The 17,611-nt window shown below is 52.4% G+C and carries 16 protein-coding genes and 1 tRNA gene; 11 read left to right on the top strand and 6 right to left on the bottom strand.

From position 1 onward, the window contains the following. The first annotated feature begins 177 nt into the window (after window positions 1-177). Together FGI04_RS08960 and FGI04_RS08955 are read left to right on the top strand one after the other, a co-directional pair. Window positions 178-933, top strand: a complete 756-nt coding sequence (locus FGI04_RS08960) for a DeoR/GlpR family DNA-binding transcription regulator (protein WP_407336588.1) — start codon at window positions 178-180, stop codon at window positions 931-933. A gap of 95 nt (window positions 934-1,028) precedes the next feature. Beyond that, on the top strand, window positions 1,029-1,346 hold the full coding sequence (locus tag FGI04_RS08955) for a carbon-nitrogen hydrolase family protein (RefSeq protein WP_407273515.1): 318 nt from the start codon (window positions 1,029-1,031) through the stop codon (window positions 1,344-1,346). Window positions 1,347-1,484: 138 nt separating this feature from the next. Here the strand turns inward: FGI04_RS08955 and FGI04_RS08950 are convergent, their stop codons facing one another. Continuing rightward, on the bottom strand, window positions 1,485-2,075 hold the full coding sequence (locus tag FGI04_RS08950; protein ID WP_407336587.1) for a DUF1353 domain-containing protein: 591 nt from the start codon (window positions 2,073-2,075) through the stop codon (window positions 1,485-1,487). Window positions 2,076-2,658: 583 nt separating this feature from the next. Next, window positions 2,659-2,748, bottom strand: a tRNA-Ser gene (locus FGI04_RS08945). A 270-nt stretch (window positions 2,749-3,018) separates the two neighbouring features. Here FGI04_RS08945 and FGI04_RS08940 point away from each other — a divergent pair. Both FGI04_RS08940 and FGI04_RS08935 read left to right on the top strand, forming a co-directional pair. Further along, window positions 3,019-3,756 (top strand): phosphatase, encoded by a 738-nt coding sequence (locus tag FGI04_RS08940; RefSeq protein ID WP_407321351.1) that lies wholly within the window; start codon window positions 3,019-3,021, stop codon window positions 3,754-3,756. A 46-nt stretch (window positions 3,757-3,802) separates the two neighbouring features. Next, window positions 3,803-4,381: a TorD/DmsD family molecular chaperone gene (locus FGI04_RS08935; RefSeq protein WP_407336586.1), complete on the top strand. Its 579-nt coding sequence runs from the start codon at window positions 3,803-3,805 to the stop codon at window positions 4,379-4,381. Between the two features lie 66 nt (window positions 4,382-4,447). Here FGI04_RS08935 and FGI04_RS08930 read toward each other — a convergent pair whose 3' ends face one another. The 3 genes from FGI04_RS08930 to mdtH all read right to left on the bottom strand — a co-directional run bounded on the left by FGI04_RS08930 (window position 4,448) and on the right by mdtH (window position 7,170). Then, entirely contained in the window at window positions 4,448-5,011 is a 564-nt protein-coding gene (locus FGI04_RS08930) for a lipoprotein (RefSeq protein ID WP_342700723.1), read from the bottom strand. Window positions 5,012-5,136: 125 nt separating this feature from the next. After that, window positions 5,137-5,784, bottom strand: coding sequence for a glutaredoxin 2 (gene grxB, locus FGI04_RS08925; protein WP_407336585.1), 648 nt, complete (start codon window positions 5,782-5,784; stop codon window positions 5,137-5,139). A 180-nt stretch (window positions 5,785-5,964) separates the two neighbouring features. Continuing rightward, complete coding sequence (gene mdtH, locus FGI04_RS08920) at window positions 5,965-7,170, bottom strand: multidrug efflux MFS transporter MdtH (protein ID WP_342700725.1); 1,206 nt, start codon at window positions 7,168-7,170, stop codon at window positions 5,965-5,967. Between the two features lie 312 nt (window positions 7,171-7,482). Here mdtH and rimJ point away from each other — a divergent pair, with 312 nt between their 5' ends. The 5 genes from rimJ (at window position 7,483) to FGI04_RS08895 (ending at window position 13,408) form a co-directional block, all read left to right on the top strand. Further along, the gene (gene rimJ, locus FGI04_RS08915; RefSeq protein WP_033568451.1) at window positions 7,483-8,067 is read left to right on the top strand and encodes a ribosomal protein S5-alanine N-acetyltransferase; all 585 of its coding nucleotides are present in this window, start codon (window positions 7,483-7,485) and stop codon (window positions 8,065-8,067) included. A 36-nt stretch (window positions 8,068-8,103) separates the two neighbouring features. Continuing rightward, window positions 8,104-8,757: a YceH family protein gene (locus FGI04_RS08910; protein WP_407336584.1), complete on the top strand. Its 654-nt coding sequence runs from the start codon at window positions 8,104-8,106 to the stop codon at window positions 8,755-8,757. A 35-nt stretch (window positions 8,758-8,792) separates the two neighbouring features. After that, window positions 8,793-9,716: a Gfo/Idh/MocA family protein gene (locus FGI04_RS08905; RefSeq protein ID WP_407273510.1), complete on the top strand. Its 924-nt coding sequence runs from the start codon at window positions 8,793-8,795 to the stop codon at window positions 9,714-9,716. A gap of 198 nt (window positions 9,717-9,914) precedes the next feature. Continuing rightward, a complete protein-coding gene (gene murJ, locus FGI04_RS08900; protein ID WP_168365634.1) occupies window positions 9,915-11,450 on the top strand; it encodes a murein biosynthesis integral membrane protein MurJ in 1,536 nt (511 codons plus the stop codon). A 365-nt stretch (window positions 11,451-11,815) separates the two neighbouring features. Then, entirely contained in the window at window positions 11,816-13,408 is a 1,593-nt protein-coding gene (locus FGI04_RS08895) for a methyl-accepting chemotaxis protein (protein ID WP_407336583.1), read from the top strand. Between the two features lie 74 nt (window positions 13,409-13,482). On the opposite strand, the gene argS is transcribed toward FGI04_RS08895, so the two are convergent. Further along, window positions 13,483-15,213, bottom strand: coding sequence for an arginine--tRNA ligase (gene argS, locus FGI04_RS08890; RefSeq protein WP_342700729.1), 1,731 nt, complete (start codon window positions 15,211-15,213; stop codon window positions 13,483-13,485). Between the two features lie 702 nt (window positions 15,214-15,915). Between argS and FGI04_RS08885 the strand changes: the two genes are divergently transcribed. Next, window positions 15,916-16,488, top strand: a complete 573-nt coding sequence (locus FGI04_RS08885; protein ID WP_342700730.1) for a VOC family protein — start codon at window positions 15,916-15,918, stop codon at window positions 16,486-16,488. Between the two features lie 281 nt (window positions 16,489-16,769). Beyond that, entirely contained in the window at window positions 16,770-17,534 is a 765-nt protein-coding gene (gene cutC, locus FGI04_RS08880; protein ID WP_342700731.1) for a copper homeostasis protein CutC, read from the top strand. Window positions 17,535-17,611 lie beyond the last annotated feature (77 nt).

The following is a 17,611-nucleotide window of genomic DNA, read 5'->3' as shown; positions in this document are numbered from 1 at the left end:
TACTCTCCTGAACAAGGAATGAGCGCTCATCCTAGCGTGAGATTTCGTGCACACTCAAGTTTTTTCGTGCAATTTTGTGCGTAATTGGTTGCCTGAAATACTGGTAAAAAGAATAAACGTGCAAATTCAGGCATAATCAAGTAAATAAAGGTAGGCACAACGCACAGAGGGAACACCATGTTGACGACACAACGCAAACAGCGAATTCTGGAACAACTGGCGGCTGAAGGGCAGGTGCTGGCAAAGCAACTGAGCGATGCCTTTGGCGTGTCGGAAGATACCATTCGGCGTGACTTACGTGAGCTGGCCAGTGAAGGGCGGTTACAGCGAGTACATGGCGGTGCCTTACCTGCGTCAGAAACGGTAGTCAGTTTTGATGCCCGCAGCCGGATAGCGATAGGTGCTAAACATCAACTGGCGCAGGCCGCTGCATCGCTGATACTGCCGGGGCAGGTCATCATGATTGATGGCGGCACGACCAGTGGCGAACTGGTGAAGTGCCTGCCACTTTCTCTGACGGCGACCGTGGTCACGCATAGCCCGAGTGTGGCGGTGTCGTTGGTAAACCACCCCGGTATTGATGTGGTGCTGATTGGTGGTCGCCTTTACAAGCATTCACTGGTCGCGGTAGGTGCGGCGGCGGTGGAAGCACTGGCGACGATCCGCGCCGATATCTTTTTTATGGGCGTCACCGGGGTGCATCCGCAGGCGGGTTTCAGCACCGGCGATCTGGAAGAGGCGTATATCAAACGGGCGCTGGCAGCACGTGCGGCGGAAACCGTCGTCATGGCGACACAGGATAAACTGAATGTCGCCTCCCGCTATGCGATTGGTGAACTCACCATGGCCAGCACGCTGATTGTGGAATCCGCGGTGCCTGATGAGGTGACGGCACCTTTTGCGCAGGCGGGGGTGAGTGTGGTTCGGGCTTGAATGTTGTGGCAGTAAGGTTTATGAGCAGCATCGCTCTGACAATATTTTCGTGGGAGAGGGCGCTAATGTACAAAAACGCGCAGAGGACGAACGCGATGTCTGGCAAGCCTCGATGCGGCATATCGCCTGCCGCGTTAGGCATTGAGGTGCCCGGATGGGATACGCAATGGCCGCTGATTAAAGGCGGTAACCTGCTAATCAATCCACTGAGCAACGTACTGGGCGGGCCACTAACCGGTCAGGCCAGCTTATTGACGGCAGATATCGACACCGGCCTGTTAGTCGGCACCCGTGACGATCTAGATGTAGTAGGCCACCGACCGGATGTGCTCTCGCTGACGGTGGATGAGTGGGTAGGGGGTGAGGCGGTGAGATATTGGGGGATTGATCCCGCTTTTCTTTCCCTTGATTAAGCCTACTCGCAGGCTTTAACACTGAGATTCCAAATGTTAAAGCTCTGCTAGTGTTAGCTTCAGGTGAACTGTTCGTATAGAAAATCGGGTTCTAGGAAGGCTTATTCTTATTTACTCGATGCCTATTCGAGTGATGGGCTATCCGTGTCCTGGAATTTCACGGGAATTGCCCAGTTTGCAATATGCCGGGTGAGTTTCAAATTCAGGGTCTTTCACACCTTTTTTTATTAGTTCTTGTCGGTATTCGGTCCATGTGACGTTATCTGGGAACTTCAAATACTCTATAGGGATTATTTTAGGAAACTGTTTGTCTCGCTCTGTCTTGTTTGATAGCCAAGACGATTCTCCTCCAAGATGAACACCGACATATATAACTGTTACAGTTTTTACGGATACTCCACTTTCCTTCATTGCGATCGCAAGAATGTTATCTGCCTGCTCTTTGGTACAGCCTTGCGACCAATAAAGGTAGTCATGAATGATTGCCGCCTTACTATAGGGGCCATGCGGTGAAAGGCCGAAAGACCAAAGTGTTTTTGGAATACTCGCAAAATCAGTAACAAATCCTTTTGGAACCGTTATTGCGAGCCCTGATTCTCCAATCTTATACGTAATATCCTCCACTAACACCCAATCATGGCTATCAGCAAAAGGCCGAACAGTTGGCGCAGGAATAGTGGCACACGAAGTAATGAGCATTGTGATAACTACTATGAAAAGTTTGTCCATAGTGATTTCCTGTAGTAGCAGTTCACCTCACTAACTCAAAACGCATCTTGCTCATAAAATGAGTTTATGCGGACACACAAAAGTGTGGTGAATTGGATGTTGTGAGACGTAGTTAAATTTTTGTAATCGCTTGTTATCCCAATTTATTTACTTCCCTCAGAGAAGGTGGAATCTCTCACCATCGGACGATGGTACGGTGCAGGAGTTATCTTGCTATTTCACCTTTTTCTATAAAGATTTTTACCTCACCTCAAAATGGTTGGTTTAGCCCTTTATTCTTGTCAGAGATAAAGACCAATATTCCATTTGAATCTGCTTATCAATTGCGCTTATGGCTAGCTATTCATTCAAGTTTACGTTGTGCGATTTAAGAGGTGTGAATCAGACTATAGCAGATGGTTGCAGGTAAAGAGATGTCGGCCCGGTCGGGATTGACTCGCGCGAAGCGCTCGCCCTGCGGGCCGCCTGCGGCGGTCCAAAACGGCAAGCCGTTTTGTCGAACCCTGCCGAGGCTTCTCATCCGCCCCATCACCGGTTAAAAACAAAAACCCCAGACTTTCGTCTGGGGTTTTTGTTTTTAATCTGGCGGTGAGGGAGGGATTCGAACCCTCGATACGTTTTCACGTATACACACTTTCCAGGCGTGCTCCTTCAGCCACTCGGACACCTCACCGGATCGTCGCCAGCAGGGGCAACGGGGCGCTACTCTAGGGAAAATCCGCAGCAGCGTCAACACACTTCTTTCATAAAAGCGTGCGTTTAGCCAAACTTAGCGCAATTTGCTGCTTTAGTCGCCATTTCGGTCTGTCAGCTCTCCACCGCGATGGGGGAAAGTCGTGCATGTTTCATTTCTGTTAATTTGTCGTTATCCCATCATTGCCTCGGCTGTGCCAGTGCGGGATAAATGGTATGCTTGCTTATCAATGCCGAGTCAGGAGAAACCATGTACCCCGTCGATTTACACATGCACACCGTCGCCAGTACCCACGCTTACAGCACCCTGCATGACTACGTGGCAGAAGCCAAAACCAAACAGATTCGCCTGTTCGCTATTACCGATCACGGCCCGGATATGGCGGATGCACCGCATCACTGGCATTTCATCAATATGCGTGTCTGGCCGCGAGTGGTGGAGGGGGTCGGTATCCTGCGTGGTATTGAGGCGAATATTAAGAATCTGGCAGGCGATATCGACTGCACCGGACCGATGCTGGAGTGTATGGACGTGGTTATCGCTGGTTTTCATGAGCCGGTGTTTCCCCCGTCAAACCGTGATATCCACACCGAAGCGATGATTGCCGCGATGGCTCAAGGGTCAGTCCATATTATTAGTCATCCCGGCAACCCGAAATTCCCGATTGATATTCAGGCGGTTGCTCAGGCGGCCGCGAAATATAACGTGGCGCTGGAATTGAATAACTCCTCTTTTACTCATTCCCGCAAAGGCAGTGAGGCGAATTGCCGGGCAGTGGCTGAAGCGGTGCGCGACGCCGGGGGATATCTGGCGTTGGGATCAGATTCACATATCGCCTGGTCGCTGGGTGAGTTTCCACACTGTGAGCGTATTATGCGGGACGTTGATTTTCCGCAGGATCGCGTGTTGAATGTCAGCCCGCGCCGGGTGCTGGATTTCCTGGAACAACGCGGGAGACCGGCCATCCCGGAGTTTGCCGATCTGTGACGTTGTCACTGAATCGCGCTGTCATGTCTTTTTACAGGTTGATGAGATGAATGAATTTTCCGTGGTGTGCCGTATTATCGGCACGCTGTTTAACCGCTCGCCACAGGATCCGCTGCTGGCGCCGTTGTTTACCCTGATTGAGCAGGGCAAGCTGGCACAACAATGGCCGCTAGAGCAGGATGCGTTGATGGCGCGCTGGCAGCGCAGTATCGATTTACCGGCGATGAGTGCAGATTACGAAGCCTTGTTCGGTGCAGAACCCTCGGTGTCGCCGTGGCGTTCCAGTTGGGCGCCGGACGCACCGCAAGCTGAAATCCGGGCCTTTTTACAACAGCGCGGTATGCCACTAGGCGAAGGGCCGGTCGATCACTTTGGCGCATTGTTGCTGGCTGCATCCTGGCTGGAAGATCAGGCGCAGGAGGATGAAACGGCAGCGCAGTCAGCGTTTTTCGATAACTATTTGTTGCCGTGGAGCGATCGTTTTCTGGGCAAGGTGGAAAGCCATGCCACGACGGCGTTTTATCGTACGCTGGCGATTATTTGCCGTGAAGCGCTGGACGCGATGCGTGACGAACTGGCGGAAGCAGAAGGCGACGAAACGGATGATGAGTCGTCTGAAGAATGAAAAACGGGTGGCACATGCCACCCGTTTTTTTGTCTATAGAAAACCCCAGCCAGTTGGGCGTTCCATTTAATCGGTCAACATGATAACCAACTGACCGGGTTTTACCTCGATACCTTTAGCCAATTTTTTCGCCAGTGCCTCTTTGTTACTGTGCTCCGGATTTAGCACATAGGCAGGCTTCTGGTCAAAATAGCTCTTCAACGATTGGTTCAGGTAGGGCGTCAGCGTTTGCATCACCGTTTGTAATTTCTCTGGCTGAACGCTGTAATCCACCAGCTCCATATCTTTCAGGTAGATGGCACCTTCATCCTTGTTGAATACTGGCTGGGCTTTGAGCGTCAGTTTCACATCCGCCTGCTGTTTTCCCAGCAGGGAACTGATATCCACTTTCGCGTTGCCACTCAGCGTGACTTTGCCGGGTTCCGTGCGACCAATTTGGCTGGCCAGGTCAGTCAGCGTAATATGTGCGTCCACTACACCGGGAACACCCAGTTGCTTCTGGTAGTCATTATGCTGTTGCAAATACTGATTGATTTCCTGCTCGCTCAGGCTGTATTGCGCCAACTGGTTGCAACCACTGATGAGTAACGTCCCCAACAGCGCCAGAGCGGCCAGTCCCGATTTTCTCATTGTTATAACCTCTTGTTTTTCGTGATTACCCCGCCGTGCGAGGCCTGTCGGCAGGGTGCGTTATTCCGCTGATATCGCCAATCGGAATACACCTAAACGCCACCGTCGGGCGGCGGCGACAGGGGTTATTGTGCCTGTTCGATCAGCAGGTCGATGTTGGCAAGCTGAGACATCGTATCGCAGTAGGTGGCGACAGGCGCCGGGACATTGACGTCAGCAACGATGGTCAGTGAACGCAGCAAGGGGAACAGGTTGATGTCATCCAGTGACAATGTGCCATTACAGGCTTGCGACGAGACAATCAACGAGGCCAGTGCCTGCAGATCACTTTCCAGCTGTTTTGTCAGGGTGTCAGTCTGGCTAAAGTGGGTAGCAAAGCTGCCGATTTGTCCCTCTTTTTTGTTGATGAAGTAATTACGACCGGCTTCTGTCGCGAATTCCTCAAAATCAGCCTGAGAGAAACGGGGAATCAGCAGACGCGGTGCGTAGTCGTACACGCCACGAATCCAGGCATCAATCGCCGGATTTGTGGTACCGGTCAGCACCGGTTTACCGTCCAGTTCATCAACGTATTTCACGATATCCAGACTTTCCGGCATATAACTGCCGTCCTCTTTTTGCAGAATCGGCACCATTTTCTGACCGACCATCGAAATCGGCGTGGTTTCGTCATCGTTGGATAACACGCACAGTTCCACCGGTAACTGCTTCAGACCGAAAATCATGCGTGCCTTCACGCAGAAAGGACAATGTTCATAAATAAACAGTTTCATACCGGAACTCCTTGGGTTGATCAGCGTCGCATCGGACGCAACTGTGATGATGGTGTCGAAGGGGATTATCTATTGTCAGCATCAGCTCGTCCATGCGCAATGTGTGCTGCAACGGCTGGAAATTGAAGATAAAAACGGGGCGATGCGAGGCCCCGTTCGGGATGTGGCAGCAACCCGCGATCAATGCTCACTCAGCATGGCCGGTTCGATACGTCTTAAGTGGAACTGCCAGTAGAGGGCCGCCAGAGTCAGCATGCCGATGATACCCAGCATGCACCAGGGTAAGGCTGGCTGGCCGAGCGCTTTTCCGGTATCAAACAACCAGCCGCCGCCGCTGTAACCCAGCGCGCCGCCCAGTGCCAGCCCCATACGGCTAAACCCCATATAGCTGCCGCGGGCGCGGGCATCAGCCAATGATGCACCCAGCGTTTCCCGCGCCGGTTCGGCAATGATCGAGCCAATATAAAACAGGGCGATTAACCCCAACAGCCATTGCAGGCTGGTGACCATCCCCATCGGAATCAGGCTCAGGGTCATGATGAACAGCCCGAACATCAGCCGTTGTTCCAGTCGAAAACGCTTTTCGCTCCAACGGGCGACGGGGTAAAGCAGCGTCAGCGACAGCGCGGCTTCGATCGCGTACATCCATTTTACCGCAGACGGCGAGCCAGCCAGTTCATTGACCATGATCGGCATCATCAACAGTACCTGCACACCTAACATGAAATAGCCGGTTAACGTCAGTACATAGACCACAAAACGCCGGTCGCGCATGACCCGCATCATGCCTTCGCGGATTGGGGTACGGGTGGTGGAAATACGATAAGCGGGTAATAGCAAGGCATTCAGCAAGGCCACCAACACGAATACGCCTGCACCGACCCAGCACACCACGGAAAAGTTGTATTGCATCAACCAACTGCCGATGAGCGCGCCGATCACCGCACCAGCGTTATCCTGCATCATTAACAAGGAGAAGAAGCGACTGCGTTCATGGGGGCGTGTCAGCTTAATCACCATAGCGTTACGTGGCGGTTCGAACAGCGTCCCGCCCAGTGCGGAGAGCACGCAGGAGAGCATCAACATCAACGGTGTCGTCGCCAGCGCCATGAACGCAAAGCCAGAGGCACGTAACAGCATGCCGGTGACGATCATCGGTTTGGCACCGAAACGATCGGCGATGGCACCGCCGAAAATACCGAGTCCCTGTTGGGTGAACTGACGCAGGCCGAGTGCAATCCCGACGGTGAGCGCAGCCCAGCCAAGTTGATCGACAAAACGGATGGAAATAAGCGGGAACACCACAAAGAAACCCAGTATCACCAGCATGTTATCCAGCAACAGAAAATATTTACCCAGGCTGCGAGCCTGCGCCATCAACGACATGTTTCACCACGAGGCAGAAAGAGAGGAAGGTAAAAGATAACCATTCCATTCTCTCGCCGATTGCGTGATGGCGATAGGGGATCCTGCTAATAAATTTTTTTATCGTTCAACTGTTATCTGACGAACAATTTAAGAAAAAAAGTCATGACGGCGTATCGATTGTGCAATAACTCAGCGGTCATGATTTTACGCTATGGAATTTATAGGGTTATAGTAAGCGCTATGGGTTGTTTATCTTGTGACGACGTTCGTCGGCGTTGATCACATTAATAAAAGTTATTCATCGATAATCCGTCACCTGAGGGGGAAGGCATGTTTGGCTATCGCTCAACGACACCCAGAGTCCGCTTGACTACGGATCGGCTGGTGGTCCGTCTGGCGCACGAACGCGATGCCTGGCGTCTGGCTGAGTATTACGCAGAAAACCGTGATTTTTTGAAACCCTGGGAGCCGGTGCGCGATGCCAGCCATTGTTACCCTTCTGGTTGGCAGGCGCGGTTAAGCGTGATTTGCGATATGCACAAACAGGGCAGCGCCTACTACTTTTTGCTGCTGGACCCGGATGAAAACGAGGTGCGTGGTGTCGCGAACTTCAGCAATGTGCTGCGCGGCTCTTTTCACGCCTGCTACCTCGGCTATTCGCTGGGTGAAAAGTGGCAGGGACAAGGAATGATGTATGAGGCGCTGCAATCTGCGCTGCGTTACATGCAACGCCAGCAACATATGCACCGTATTATGGCTAACTACATGCCGCACAATCAGCGTAGCGGTAACCTGCTGGCGCGTCTGGGGTTCGAAAAGGAAGGTTACGCCAAGAATTACCTGTTGATTGATGGTAAATGGCAAGATCACGTGCTGACTGCCCTGACTAATAATGAATGGACTCCGATGCGTTAAGTGCACGCCGCTACGGATCCGAATGAGGATAAGCCCATGAAATACCAATTGACGCCCCGCGAAGCGCGGATTATTGGCTGCCTGCTGGAAAAGCAGGTGACCACCCCGGAACAGTATCCGATGTCCCTCAATGGGCTGACCGCCGCGTGTAATCAGAAAACCAACCGGGAGCCGGTCATGGATCTGAGCGAAAGCGAGGTACAACAAACGCTGGATTTGCTGGTGAAGCGGCATTTTCTGCGTACCGTCAGCGGTTTTGGCAACCGGGTGATGAAATATGAACACCGCTTCTGTAACTCCGAATTTGGTGACCTGAAGTTTTCAACCGCTGAAGTGGCACTGGTCACGACCTTGCTGTTGCGGGGCGCTCAGACACCGGGTGAGCTTCGTACCCGTGCGGCTCGTTTGTACGAGTTTGCCGATATGGAAGAGGTGGAGAACGTCTTACAGCACCTGCAACAGCGGGAAGACGGGCCGTTTGTTGTGCGACTGGCGCGGGAACCGGGTAAGCGTGAAAGCCGGTTTATGCATCTGTTCAGCGGCGAGGTTGACGACGCTGTGTCGTCTTCTGTGTCGGACGAGACGTCGACATCGGTAGATGCCTCGCTGGCTGCACGGGTGTGTGTGCTGGAAAATGAGGTGGCTGAGCTGCGTGCGCAACTGGCCGCGTTACAGGCGCACCTTGCCTGATACCATCCGGATAAGTGGGAAGGCGGGAGAACAGCATGACACTTTTGCGTATTGGTGTGGTGGGGTTAGGGGATATCGCCCGTAAAGCCTATTTACCGATTTTGTCTCAGGCCACCGACTGGCAACTGGTGGGAGCCTGGTCGCCGGGGCAGGCGCGCGCCCGGCAGGTATGCCAACAATACCGCATAACCTGTTTTTCCTCGCTGGCTGAGTTGGGTCGCCAGTGTGACGCGGTATTTGTGCATAGCAGTACCGCCAGCCATTACGAGGTGGTGAAAACCCTACTGCTGGCGGGTAAACACGTCTATGTGGATAAACCGCTGGCGGAAACGCTGGCGCAGGCGGAAGAGCTGGTCGCGCTGGCTACCAGCCGTAATCTGCTGCTGATGGTGGGGTTCAACCGCCGTTTTGCGCCGCTCTACCAACGGCTGCGACAGTGGCAGACAGCGCCGGATAGCCTGCGCATGGAAAAGCATCGTGTGGATAATGTTGGTCCGCAGCCGCTGGCGTTTACACTGCTGGATGACTATTTGCATGTGGTGGATACCGCACTGTGGCTGGCACAAGCACCGGATACGACTGCCACGTTGTGCGCTGGCCGTATACGTTGCAACCCGCAAGGGCAGATGGTGTACGCCGAACACCAGTTCCAGACCGCGCATACCCTGATCACTACCAGTATGCATCGCCAGGCGGGTAGCCAGCGAGAAAGCGTTCAGTTGATCAATGACGGCGGCTGGTATCAGGTGGATAACCTGCGGGAATGGCGTGAAGAGCGTGAAGGGGTTGTGGTGCTTAGTCCCTCTCCGTCCTGGCAGAGCACGCTGGAGCAGCGCGGTTTTACCGGCGCTGTCCGACATTTCATTGAGGCGGTGGTCTCACAGACACCGCCGTTGACCTCAGGCGATCAGGCGTTGTATGCGCAGCGATTGATCGACTCGCTGCTGAGAGAATGCTGAAAAAAGCAGCGACCATAGGGTGTCCATGTGGCTATTGACGGTACAATCGACTAGGCTGTGTGCCGCGATAGCCGTACCTGACCGTCAGCGTTGTGGCTGTCGGCATGACGTATCGCGGGCGGTTTGACCGTCGTGGACATGGCGGCTGAGCCGGTTTTGCCTTGCCATCTCTCTCTTTCCCATAGTCAGAACAACTGAATGAATCTACTGAAATCATTGGCTGCGGTCAGTTCCATGACCATGCTTTCCCGTGTGTTGGGCTTTGTGCGTGATGCCATCGTCGCTCGCGTGTTTGGTGCCGGTATGGCGACCGACGCCTTTTTTGTGGCGTTCAAACTGCCCAATCTGTTGCGACGTATTTTTGCCGAAGGTGCGTTTTCCCAGGCATTTGTGCCCATTCTGGCGGAGTACAAGAGCCAGCAAGGCGAGGAGGCAACGCGTACCTTTTTGGCCTATGTCGCCGGGATGTTGACGCTGATTCTGGCGCTGGTCACGGTTGCCGGGATGATTGCCGCGCCCTGGGTCATTATGGTGACGGCACCGGGTTTTGCCTCCACGCCGGAGCGTTTCGAGCTGACATCGGCACTGTTGCGGGTGACCTTTCCTTATATTCTGCTGATTTCACTGACGTCGATGGTCGGGTCGGTTCTCAACACCTGGAACCGTTTTTCCGTGCCAGCGTTTGCACCGACTTTATTGAATGTCAGCATGATCGGTTTTGCATTGCTGGGGGTGCGTTGGTTTAATCCGCCGGTGATGGCGTTAGGTTGGGCGGTGGTGGTCGGCGGGGTACTGCAACTGGGCTATCAATTGCCGCATCTGAAGAAAATCGGCATGCTGGTATTACCTCGCATCAAGTTTCGCGACCCTAGCGTCAGCCGGGTAATGAAGCTGATGGCACCTGCTATTCTCGGCGTATCGGTCAGCCAGATTTCCCTGATCATCAATACTATTTTTGCCTCATTCCTGAGTCAGGGTGCGGTTTCCTGGATGTATTACGCCGACCGCTTGATGGAGTTCCCATCCGGTGTGCTGGGTGTGGCGCTGGGGACGATTTTGCTGCCCTCGCTGTCGAAAAGTGTCGCCAGCGGCGATCACCAGGAATATTCCCGGTTACTGGATTGGGGACTGCGGCTTTGTTTTCTGCTGGCGTTGCCCGCTACAGTCGCGCTGGGGTTGCTGGCTAAACCGTTGACCGTTGCGTTATTTCAGTACGGTAAATTCAGCGCCTTTGACGCGATGATGACCCAGCGAGCGCTGGTGGCTTACTCCATCGGGCTGATGGGGTTGATCCTGGTGAAAGTGCTGGTGCCCGGATTTTACGCCCGGCAGGACATTAAAACGCCGGTAAAAATTGGTATCGCGACACTGGTGATGACCCAACTGATGAACCTGATGTTTATCGGCCCGTTGCAACATGCCGGATTGTCGCTGTCGATTGGTCTGGCATCCTGCATCAATGCCGGGTTGCTGTTCTGGCAGTTGCGCCGTCAGCGCCTGTTTGCACCGCAGCCCGGCTGGACAATGTTTTTGGTTAAAATGGTCACGGCCGTTGTTGTCATGTCGCTGGTGCTGTTGGCGCTGAACCTGTGGATGCCCCCCTGGGCGCAAGGCAACATGACGGAACGCCTGCTGCGCTTGCTGTTTGTGGTGGTAGTGGGGGCTGGCAGCTACTTTGCTTCACTGGCTGTATTGGGGTTCCGTCCGAAAGATTTTTCTCGCCGTAGTCTCTGATCTTTTCCCTTTTTCTTGCTCGCTTTTGCGTTCTGCAGGTGGTCTGACCCACCACCTGAAGAGGATTTCTGCCTTTCAGGGTTCCATTTTTATTCTGACGTTTCCTAAAAAAATAGCACATCAACTGACTTTTAGTGTTTTGTTTAGATTTTCTGATCAGTTAAGCCGAAAGATTCACAAATAACCTGTTCAGTAAAGATCAGGTTTTAATCGATCTTCGTTGAAGAAATGTTTTTTATATTACTGTTTTGTAAGTCGATTCCTTTAATGGTGTAACACCTGTTGCCGATAACGAGTTATCAGTGCAACACAGCTGATGCTTTAAATAAAAACACGATAACCTTTAGTAAACAAAGGAAAAAAAGATGACAATTTTCCAAAAGCTAGCCATAGCTATCATGATTTTCGTACTGGCGCTCATTGGGGTGGGTGGGTATGGCATTAAAGCACTCGGGGATTCGAAAGATAGGGTTGAATACGTGACAGGGAATACACTGCCCAGCCTGACGTTATTATCTAATTCGAATATCAATGTGCGTGAAGTGCGGGCGGCACTCGCAATGCTAGGCGATGTTGACGATCAGACGCAACGCGTGACCCAGCTGAAATCCATTCTGGATAAGCTCACAAGCGTGGATAAGTTCATGGCGGATTATAAGCAGAACTACATTGCCGATAGCCGTGATGCGCAGATGACGGATAGTACGATTCAACTGCTGGTGTCTTATCGTCAGACCATTGATAACCTTTATAAGGGCGGTACTATCCAGAAAAGCACCGATGCGGCAGCGGAGAGCGCCAAAAAGCAAACAGAGCAGGCGCTGATTAAATCCTTGCAAGATCAGCGTGAATACAATCTGACGCTGGCATCGGCTCAGGAAAAAGCCAATAAGGAGAGCTATAACAGCACGTTGTATACGCTTGTTGGCCTGATCGTTGTTTCGGTCGCGGTAGCGGGCACGCTGGCGTTGATGATCCTGCTTTATGTCCGTCGTAGCCTCAACCACTTGCAGCATACTTTGCTGACGATTAGCGACAGTCTGGATCTGACGTTGCAGGCGGATGATAGTCATCATGATGAAATCGGTAAAACGGCACAGGCGCTTAATAGCCTGACTGAGCGTTTTGCAACTGTGCTGGCAGATGTGCGTACGGCTAGCGAGAGCGTAGCGACCGCATCTAACGAAATAGCGGCTGCAAATATCGATCTTTCAGCACGTACTGAAGAGCAGGCGGCATCACTGGCGCAAACTGCTGCCAGCATGCACGAAATTTCCTCTACCGTAGAAAGTAACGTTGAAAATGCCCGTCAGGCCAACAGCCTTGGTCAGCAAGCAGCAGATGCCGTTGCCCATGGTGATGACTCAGTGGAACGCATGATGCAGGCGATGAAGGCGATTGCTTCCGGTTCCGAAAAAGTCGCTGAGATCACTACGCTGATCGAAGGTATCGCCTTTCAGACGAATATTCTGGCGCTTAACGCTGCGGTGGAAGCGGCACGTGCCGGTGAGCATGGCCGTGGTTTCGCCGTGGTAGCCGGCGAGGTGCGCACATTGTCGCAGCGCTCTTCTTCCGCAGCCAGAGAAATCAAAACGCTTATCGATAATGCCATTGCGGCAGTGAAAAACGGGTCGCAGCAGGCTGATGATGTGCGCGATGCCATCAGTAATGTCAAAACCTTGATCACCAACGCATCATCACTGGTAGGGGAAATGTCGCTGGCATCGGAAGAGCAAAGTCGTGGCATCAGCCAGATCAACGTGGCGATTAACCAGATGGAAGCCGTCACGCAGCAAAACGCCGCTATGGTGGAAGAGGCGTCATCAGCAGCAGAATCACTCAATGATCAGGCGGCGCGGTTGCGTCAATTGGTAGAAATCTTTCGCTTGAAGGCCGGAGAGGAACATCAACAACAGGTCGAGGTATCCGCACCCCGGCTGTCTGTTGGGATGAGGTAACGGTTAACGACAATCGAATTATTTACTGAGACTGGCCGACATCACGTAGTGGATGTCGGCCAGGGTTCGGATAATTACATCTTCTCAACGGTCTGGATGCCGAGCGTATCCAGGCCGGTTTTCAGCGTTTTAGCGGTCAGCTGTGCCAGTTTGAGACGGCTCTGGCGGGTGCTGTCATTGTCAGCATTGAGAATAGGGCAGTTTTCGTAAAAACCGGAGAACACCCCAGCCAGGTCGTAGAGGTAAGCGCACATCACATGTGGCGTACCGTCACGTGCTACGGTCGTTACGGTCTCTTCAAACTGCAGCAAACGGGTAGCCAGCGCCTGTTCGTGTTCAGCTGTCAGCACGATAGGCTGAGTCAGGCTGCTTTCTTCCACGCCAGCACGTTTGAAAATAGACGACACGCGAGTGTAAGCGTACTGCATATACGGCGCGGTGTTGCCTTCGAACGCCAGCATGTTATCCCAGTCGAAGATGTAGTCGGTAGTGCGGTTTTTCGACAAGTCAGCGTATTTGACCGCGCCGATGGAGACCACTTGCGCCAGTTGTTCCAGCTCAGTACGTTCCATTTCCGGATTCTTACCGGCAATCAGCGTCAGTGCCCGTTCGTAGGCTTCATCCAGCAGTTCGGACAATTTGATGGTGCCACCAGCACGGGTTTTAAACGGTTTGCCGTCTTTACCCAGCATCATGCCGAACATGTGGTGTTCCAGGCTGACGGATTCCGGCACGTAACCGGCTTTGCGTACGATGCTCCAGGCCTGCATCAGGTGCTGGTGCTGGCGAGAATCGATGTAATACAGTACACGGTTGGCACCCAGCTTTTCGTAGCGGTATTTGGCACAGGCGATATCCGTGGTGGTGTAGAGGTAGCCGCCATCCTTTTTCTGGATGATGACGCCCATCGGTTCGCCTTCCTTGTTTTTGTATTCATCCAGATAGACTACGATGGCGCCTTCGCTTTCTTCTGCCAGCCCTTTGGCTTTCAGGTCCGCGACGATGTCAGGCAGCATGGCGTTATAAAGGCTTTCACCCATGACATTCTCTGGCGTCAATGACACATTCAGGCGGTCATAACTGCGCTGGTTTTGCACCATGGTGATGTCGACCAGTTTGCGCCACATTGACCGGCAGTACTCGTCGCCGCTTTGCAGCTTCACCACATAACCACGTGCCCGCTCAGCGAACGCTTCATCGTCGTCGTATTGTTTTTTCGCTTCGCGGTAGAAGGCTTCCAGATCAGCCAGTTCCAGGTCCTGGGTGCTGTCATTTTGGACATCTTCCAGATGCGCGATCAGCATGCCAAATTGTGTCCCCCAGTCGCCGACATGGTTAGCACGGATAACGTGGTGACCGAGGAACTCCAGTGTACGCACGGCCGCATCACCGATGATGGTGGAGCGCAGGTTGCCGACATGCATCTCTTTTGCAACGTTGGGGGCGGAATAGTCAACGACGATAGTTTGCGGCTCAACCGGTGAAACACCCAGTTTCGGTGCCGTCAGCGCGTGCTCCAGTTGGGCAGACAACCATTGAGGATCGAGAAAGATATTGATGAAACCGGGACCGGCAATTTCCGTCTTGGCTGCAATGCCATCCAATTGCAGCGTGTTAACTACTTTTTCGGCCAACTGGCGCGGCGGCATGCCTAATTTCTTGGCGGCAGCCATGATACCGTTTGCCTGATAATCACCAAATTGCGCTTTTGCTGACTGGCGAACCATTGCTTCGCTGTCAGCGGGTGCGCCCGCCGCAATCATTGCCTGATGGACTTTTTCTGAAAGAAGAGCCTGAATATTCACCGGTTTACCCTAAATGACGAATCAAGCCTTTCTTTATACCATATTTGGGTGGTGTAGTCAGCAGAGCTGCATAACAAGCGCCCCGGGCGGGGCGGCAATAAAAATAAATACAGTGCCTGATAATGCGGCAAGATACTTGCTGTCATTATCGATAGTCAGAATTAAGGTAAAACATACGGCTTACCGACAAGCCGGAATAATGAAGGGAGGGGATTATAAAAAAAACTTAGCGCCGTTTGTGTCGGCGATCCGTACTCAGGCGTGTGCTCTGTATCGTTTTGAAATGACGGAACAGAGAATAGCCAGCAATGACAACCAGCATAGAGAACGTTATTAGCAACATGATGAATGCCCTTCAGTCATTTAGTGGAGAGTGGGTAGTTTCGAAGTTATCTGCTTTTCGTTTATTTCTCAATGTTACAGAGAATATTTAAGAATACTCTCATCTGGTTTTTAAAGTCATTTAAAATCAATAAATTGTAATTTATATTATATTTCTTTCATTTTGTTAATGGTGCTTGTTGGTATTATTATTTGATTGAAATGAAGTTTGTCCAACATTGTCAATGATGACATGAAAAGACAAGAATAGGGGGCTAATGTCAGCATTGTTTGATACAAAAAGCGTAAAAAAGACGGCGGTTATTCTGCCTATGTTAAATTATACTGAATAAACTTTTTATTCAGGCTAATGAGGAAATAATGACCGCTCTGTTACCGTCGACGCTTCCCCCCTCCTTAATGAATGATCTTTCCCGCTTCACGATAGAACTCCAGCAACTCGCGCAACAGCTTGAGCTTGATCTGGCTGCGTTTGACGCCGACCACATATCCCTGCGTTGTCATCAAAACAGTACGGCTGAGCAGTGGCGTACCGCATTACTGGCTTGTGGCACGTTGTTATCGGAAAACGTGATCAATGGCCGGACAATCTGCCTGTTCACGCTGCACCAGCCATTAACCGTAGGACCGTGGCAGATTGATTGCGTGGAGTTACCGTGGCCAGGCAATCGGCATTATCCGCATGAAGGGTGGGAGCATGTGGAATTGGTATTGCCCGGCGATCCGGCGACACTTCATCCCCGCGCACTGGCCTGTTTATCGGACACGGCTTTGACCGCGCCCGGGATTAAACTGAAATTCAGTCATCCCCAAGGTGAGCATGAACGATTGCCCAACCCGACGCTGGCAGTGACCAATGGTCGCATCACCTTAAAATTCCATCCCTATCGCATTCAGGACATTGTAGCCAGCGAACAGTCGACCCGTCAGTAGGTTAGGTCCCGTTAAATGCTATGCAACCCAGCGAGCCATATATAACAAACGGTATGCCATCAATGACATGTGAGTGGTGGCTGGCAAGGGATCGGTAAACTGTGTGGCGCGTCATATTCCACGTGTAAATGCTGTCACCAGTGTGACATGCCTCTCTTCGCCACCTGCGAGGGGATGCCAGTATTAGGCCGTATGCCATACGGTCAACTCATCATGAGCGGGCAATTGTTTCGGAAAGTCTGGTGTTTTTCCGGTTTGGTTATTTTTTCGAAGGAGGGGGTATGCCGATGTTGGAGGTCTGCTGTTACAGTCTGGACTGCGCACTGACGGCACAGCAGGCAGGTGCGGATCGAATTGAGCTCTGTGCTGCACAGCGTGAGGGAGGCTTAACGCCGGGGTACGGTGTGCTGCGCTGTGCACGGGAAATGTTGTCTATCCCGGTACATCCGATGGTTCGACCGCGTGGAGGAGATTTTTGCTACAGCCAGCAGGAATTCAACGCCATGCTGTATGACATTGATCAGATTAAGGCGATGGGGTTTCCTGGGTTAGTCGTCGGCGTTTTGGATGAGGAAGGGCACATCGATATCGCGCGGATGCGGCAGGTTATGGCGCGGTGTGACGGGCTGGCCGTCACGTTTCATCGAGCATTCGATATGTGCCTGAATCCGCGTCTGGCGCTGAATCAACTGACGGATTTGGGCATTGCCCGGGTGCTGACATCCGGACAACAGCAAAGTGCCGAAAATGGTTTAACGCTATTACGGGAACTTAATGAGGCCAGTTGTGGTCCAATCATTATGGCTGGGGCTGGGGTGCGTCTGACTAATTTGCACAAGTTTCGCGCCTGCGGCATTCAGGAGTTACATACATCCGCAGGCCAGTGGCTACCTTCGCCGATGCGTTATCGCAAATTAGGTGTCACGCTCTGCTCTGAAACCGAAATGGATGAGTTCCAGCATTACTGTGTTGATGGCGATGTCGTCGCGGCCATGAAAAACGCGTTGAGCCCACAGATGGCTCCCTCTGCGACATCCGCTTCCTAGGTGGTACCCTGTGGGATGGGCACCATCAGGTATTCTTCCGATGCCCTTTGCCGCGCAGCATTCCCTTTATCGGTCTG

The sequence above is a fragment of the Dickeya ananatis genome, from assembly GCF_019464615.1.
GTDB classification, from domain to species: domain Bacteria; phylum Pseudomonadota; class Gammaproteobacteria; order Enterobacterales; family Enterobacteriaceae; genus Dickeya; species Dickeya oryzae.
Note: the sequence above shows the minus strand (reverse complement) of the source record. Positions and strands in the feature narration are given on the sequence as shown.

Excerpts from the sequence above, each read along its gene's own strand:
- mdtH (WP_342700725.1), bottom strand. The coding sequence starts at position 7,170 with ATGTCGTTGATGGCGCAGGCTCGCAGCCTGGGTAAATATTTTCTGTTG.
- rimJ (WP_033568451.1), top strand. The coding sequence starts at position 7,483 with ATGTTTGGCTATCGCTCAACGACACCCAGAGTCCGCTTGACTACGGAT.
- FGI04_RS08950 (WP_407336587.1), bottom strand. The coding sequence starts at position 2,075 with ATGGACAAACTTTTCATAGTAGTTATCACAATGCTCATTACTTCGTGT.
- cutC (WP_342700731.1), top strand. The coding sequence starts at position 16,770 with ATGCCGATGTTGGAGGTCTGCTGTTACAGTCTGGACTGCGCACTGACG.
- murJ (WP_168365634.1), top strand. The coding sequence starts at position 9,915 with ATGAATCTACTGAAATCATTGGCTGCGGTCAGTTCCATGACCATGCTT.
- FGI04_RS08935 (WP_407336586.1), top strand. The coding sequence starts at position 3,803 with ATGAATGAATTTTCCGTGGTGTGCCGTATTATCGGCACGCTGTTTAAC.
- FGI04_RS08905 (WP_407273510.1), top strand. The coding sequence starts at position 8,793 with ATGACACTTTTGCGTATTGGTGTGGTGGGGTTAGGGGATATCGCCCGT.
- FGI04_RS08930 (WP_342700723.1), bottom strand. The coding sequence starts at position 5,011 with ATGAGAAAATCGGGACTGGCCGCTCTGGCGCTGTTGGGGACGTTACTC.
- FGI04_RS08885 (WP_342700730.1), top strand. The coding sequence starts at position 15,916 with ATGACCGCTCTGTTACCGTCGACGCTTCCCCCCTCCTTAATGAATGAT.
- FGI04_RS08940 (WP_407321351.1), top strand. The coding sequence starts at position 3,019 with ATGTACCCCGTCGATTTACACATGCACACCGTCGCCAGTACCCACGCT.
- FGI04_RS08895 (WP_407336583.1), top strand. The coding sequence starts at position 11,816 with ATGACAATTTTCCAAAAGCTAGCCATAGCTATCATGATTTTCGTACTG.
- FGI04_RS08955 (WP_407273515.1), top strand. The coding sequence starts at position 1,029 with ATGTCTGGCAAGCCTCGATGCGGCATATCGCCTGCCGCGTTAGGCATT.
- FGI04_RS08910 (WP_407336584.1), top strand. The coding sequence starts at position 8,104 with ATGAAATACCAATTGACGCCCCGCGAAGCGCGGATTATTGGCTGCCTG.
- FGI04_RS08960 (WP_407336588.1), top strand. The coding sequence starts at position 178 with ATGTTGACGACACAACGCAAACAGCGAATTCTGGAACAACTGGCGGCT.
- grxB (WP_407336585.1), bottom strand. The coding sequence starts at position 5,784 with ATGAAACTGTTTATTTATGAACATTGTCCTTTCTGCGTGAAGGCACGC.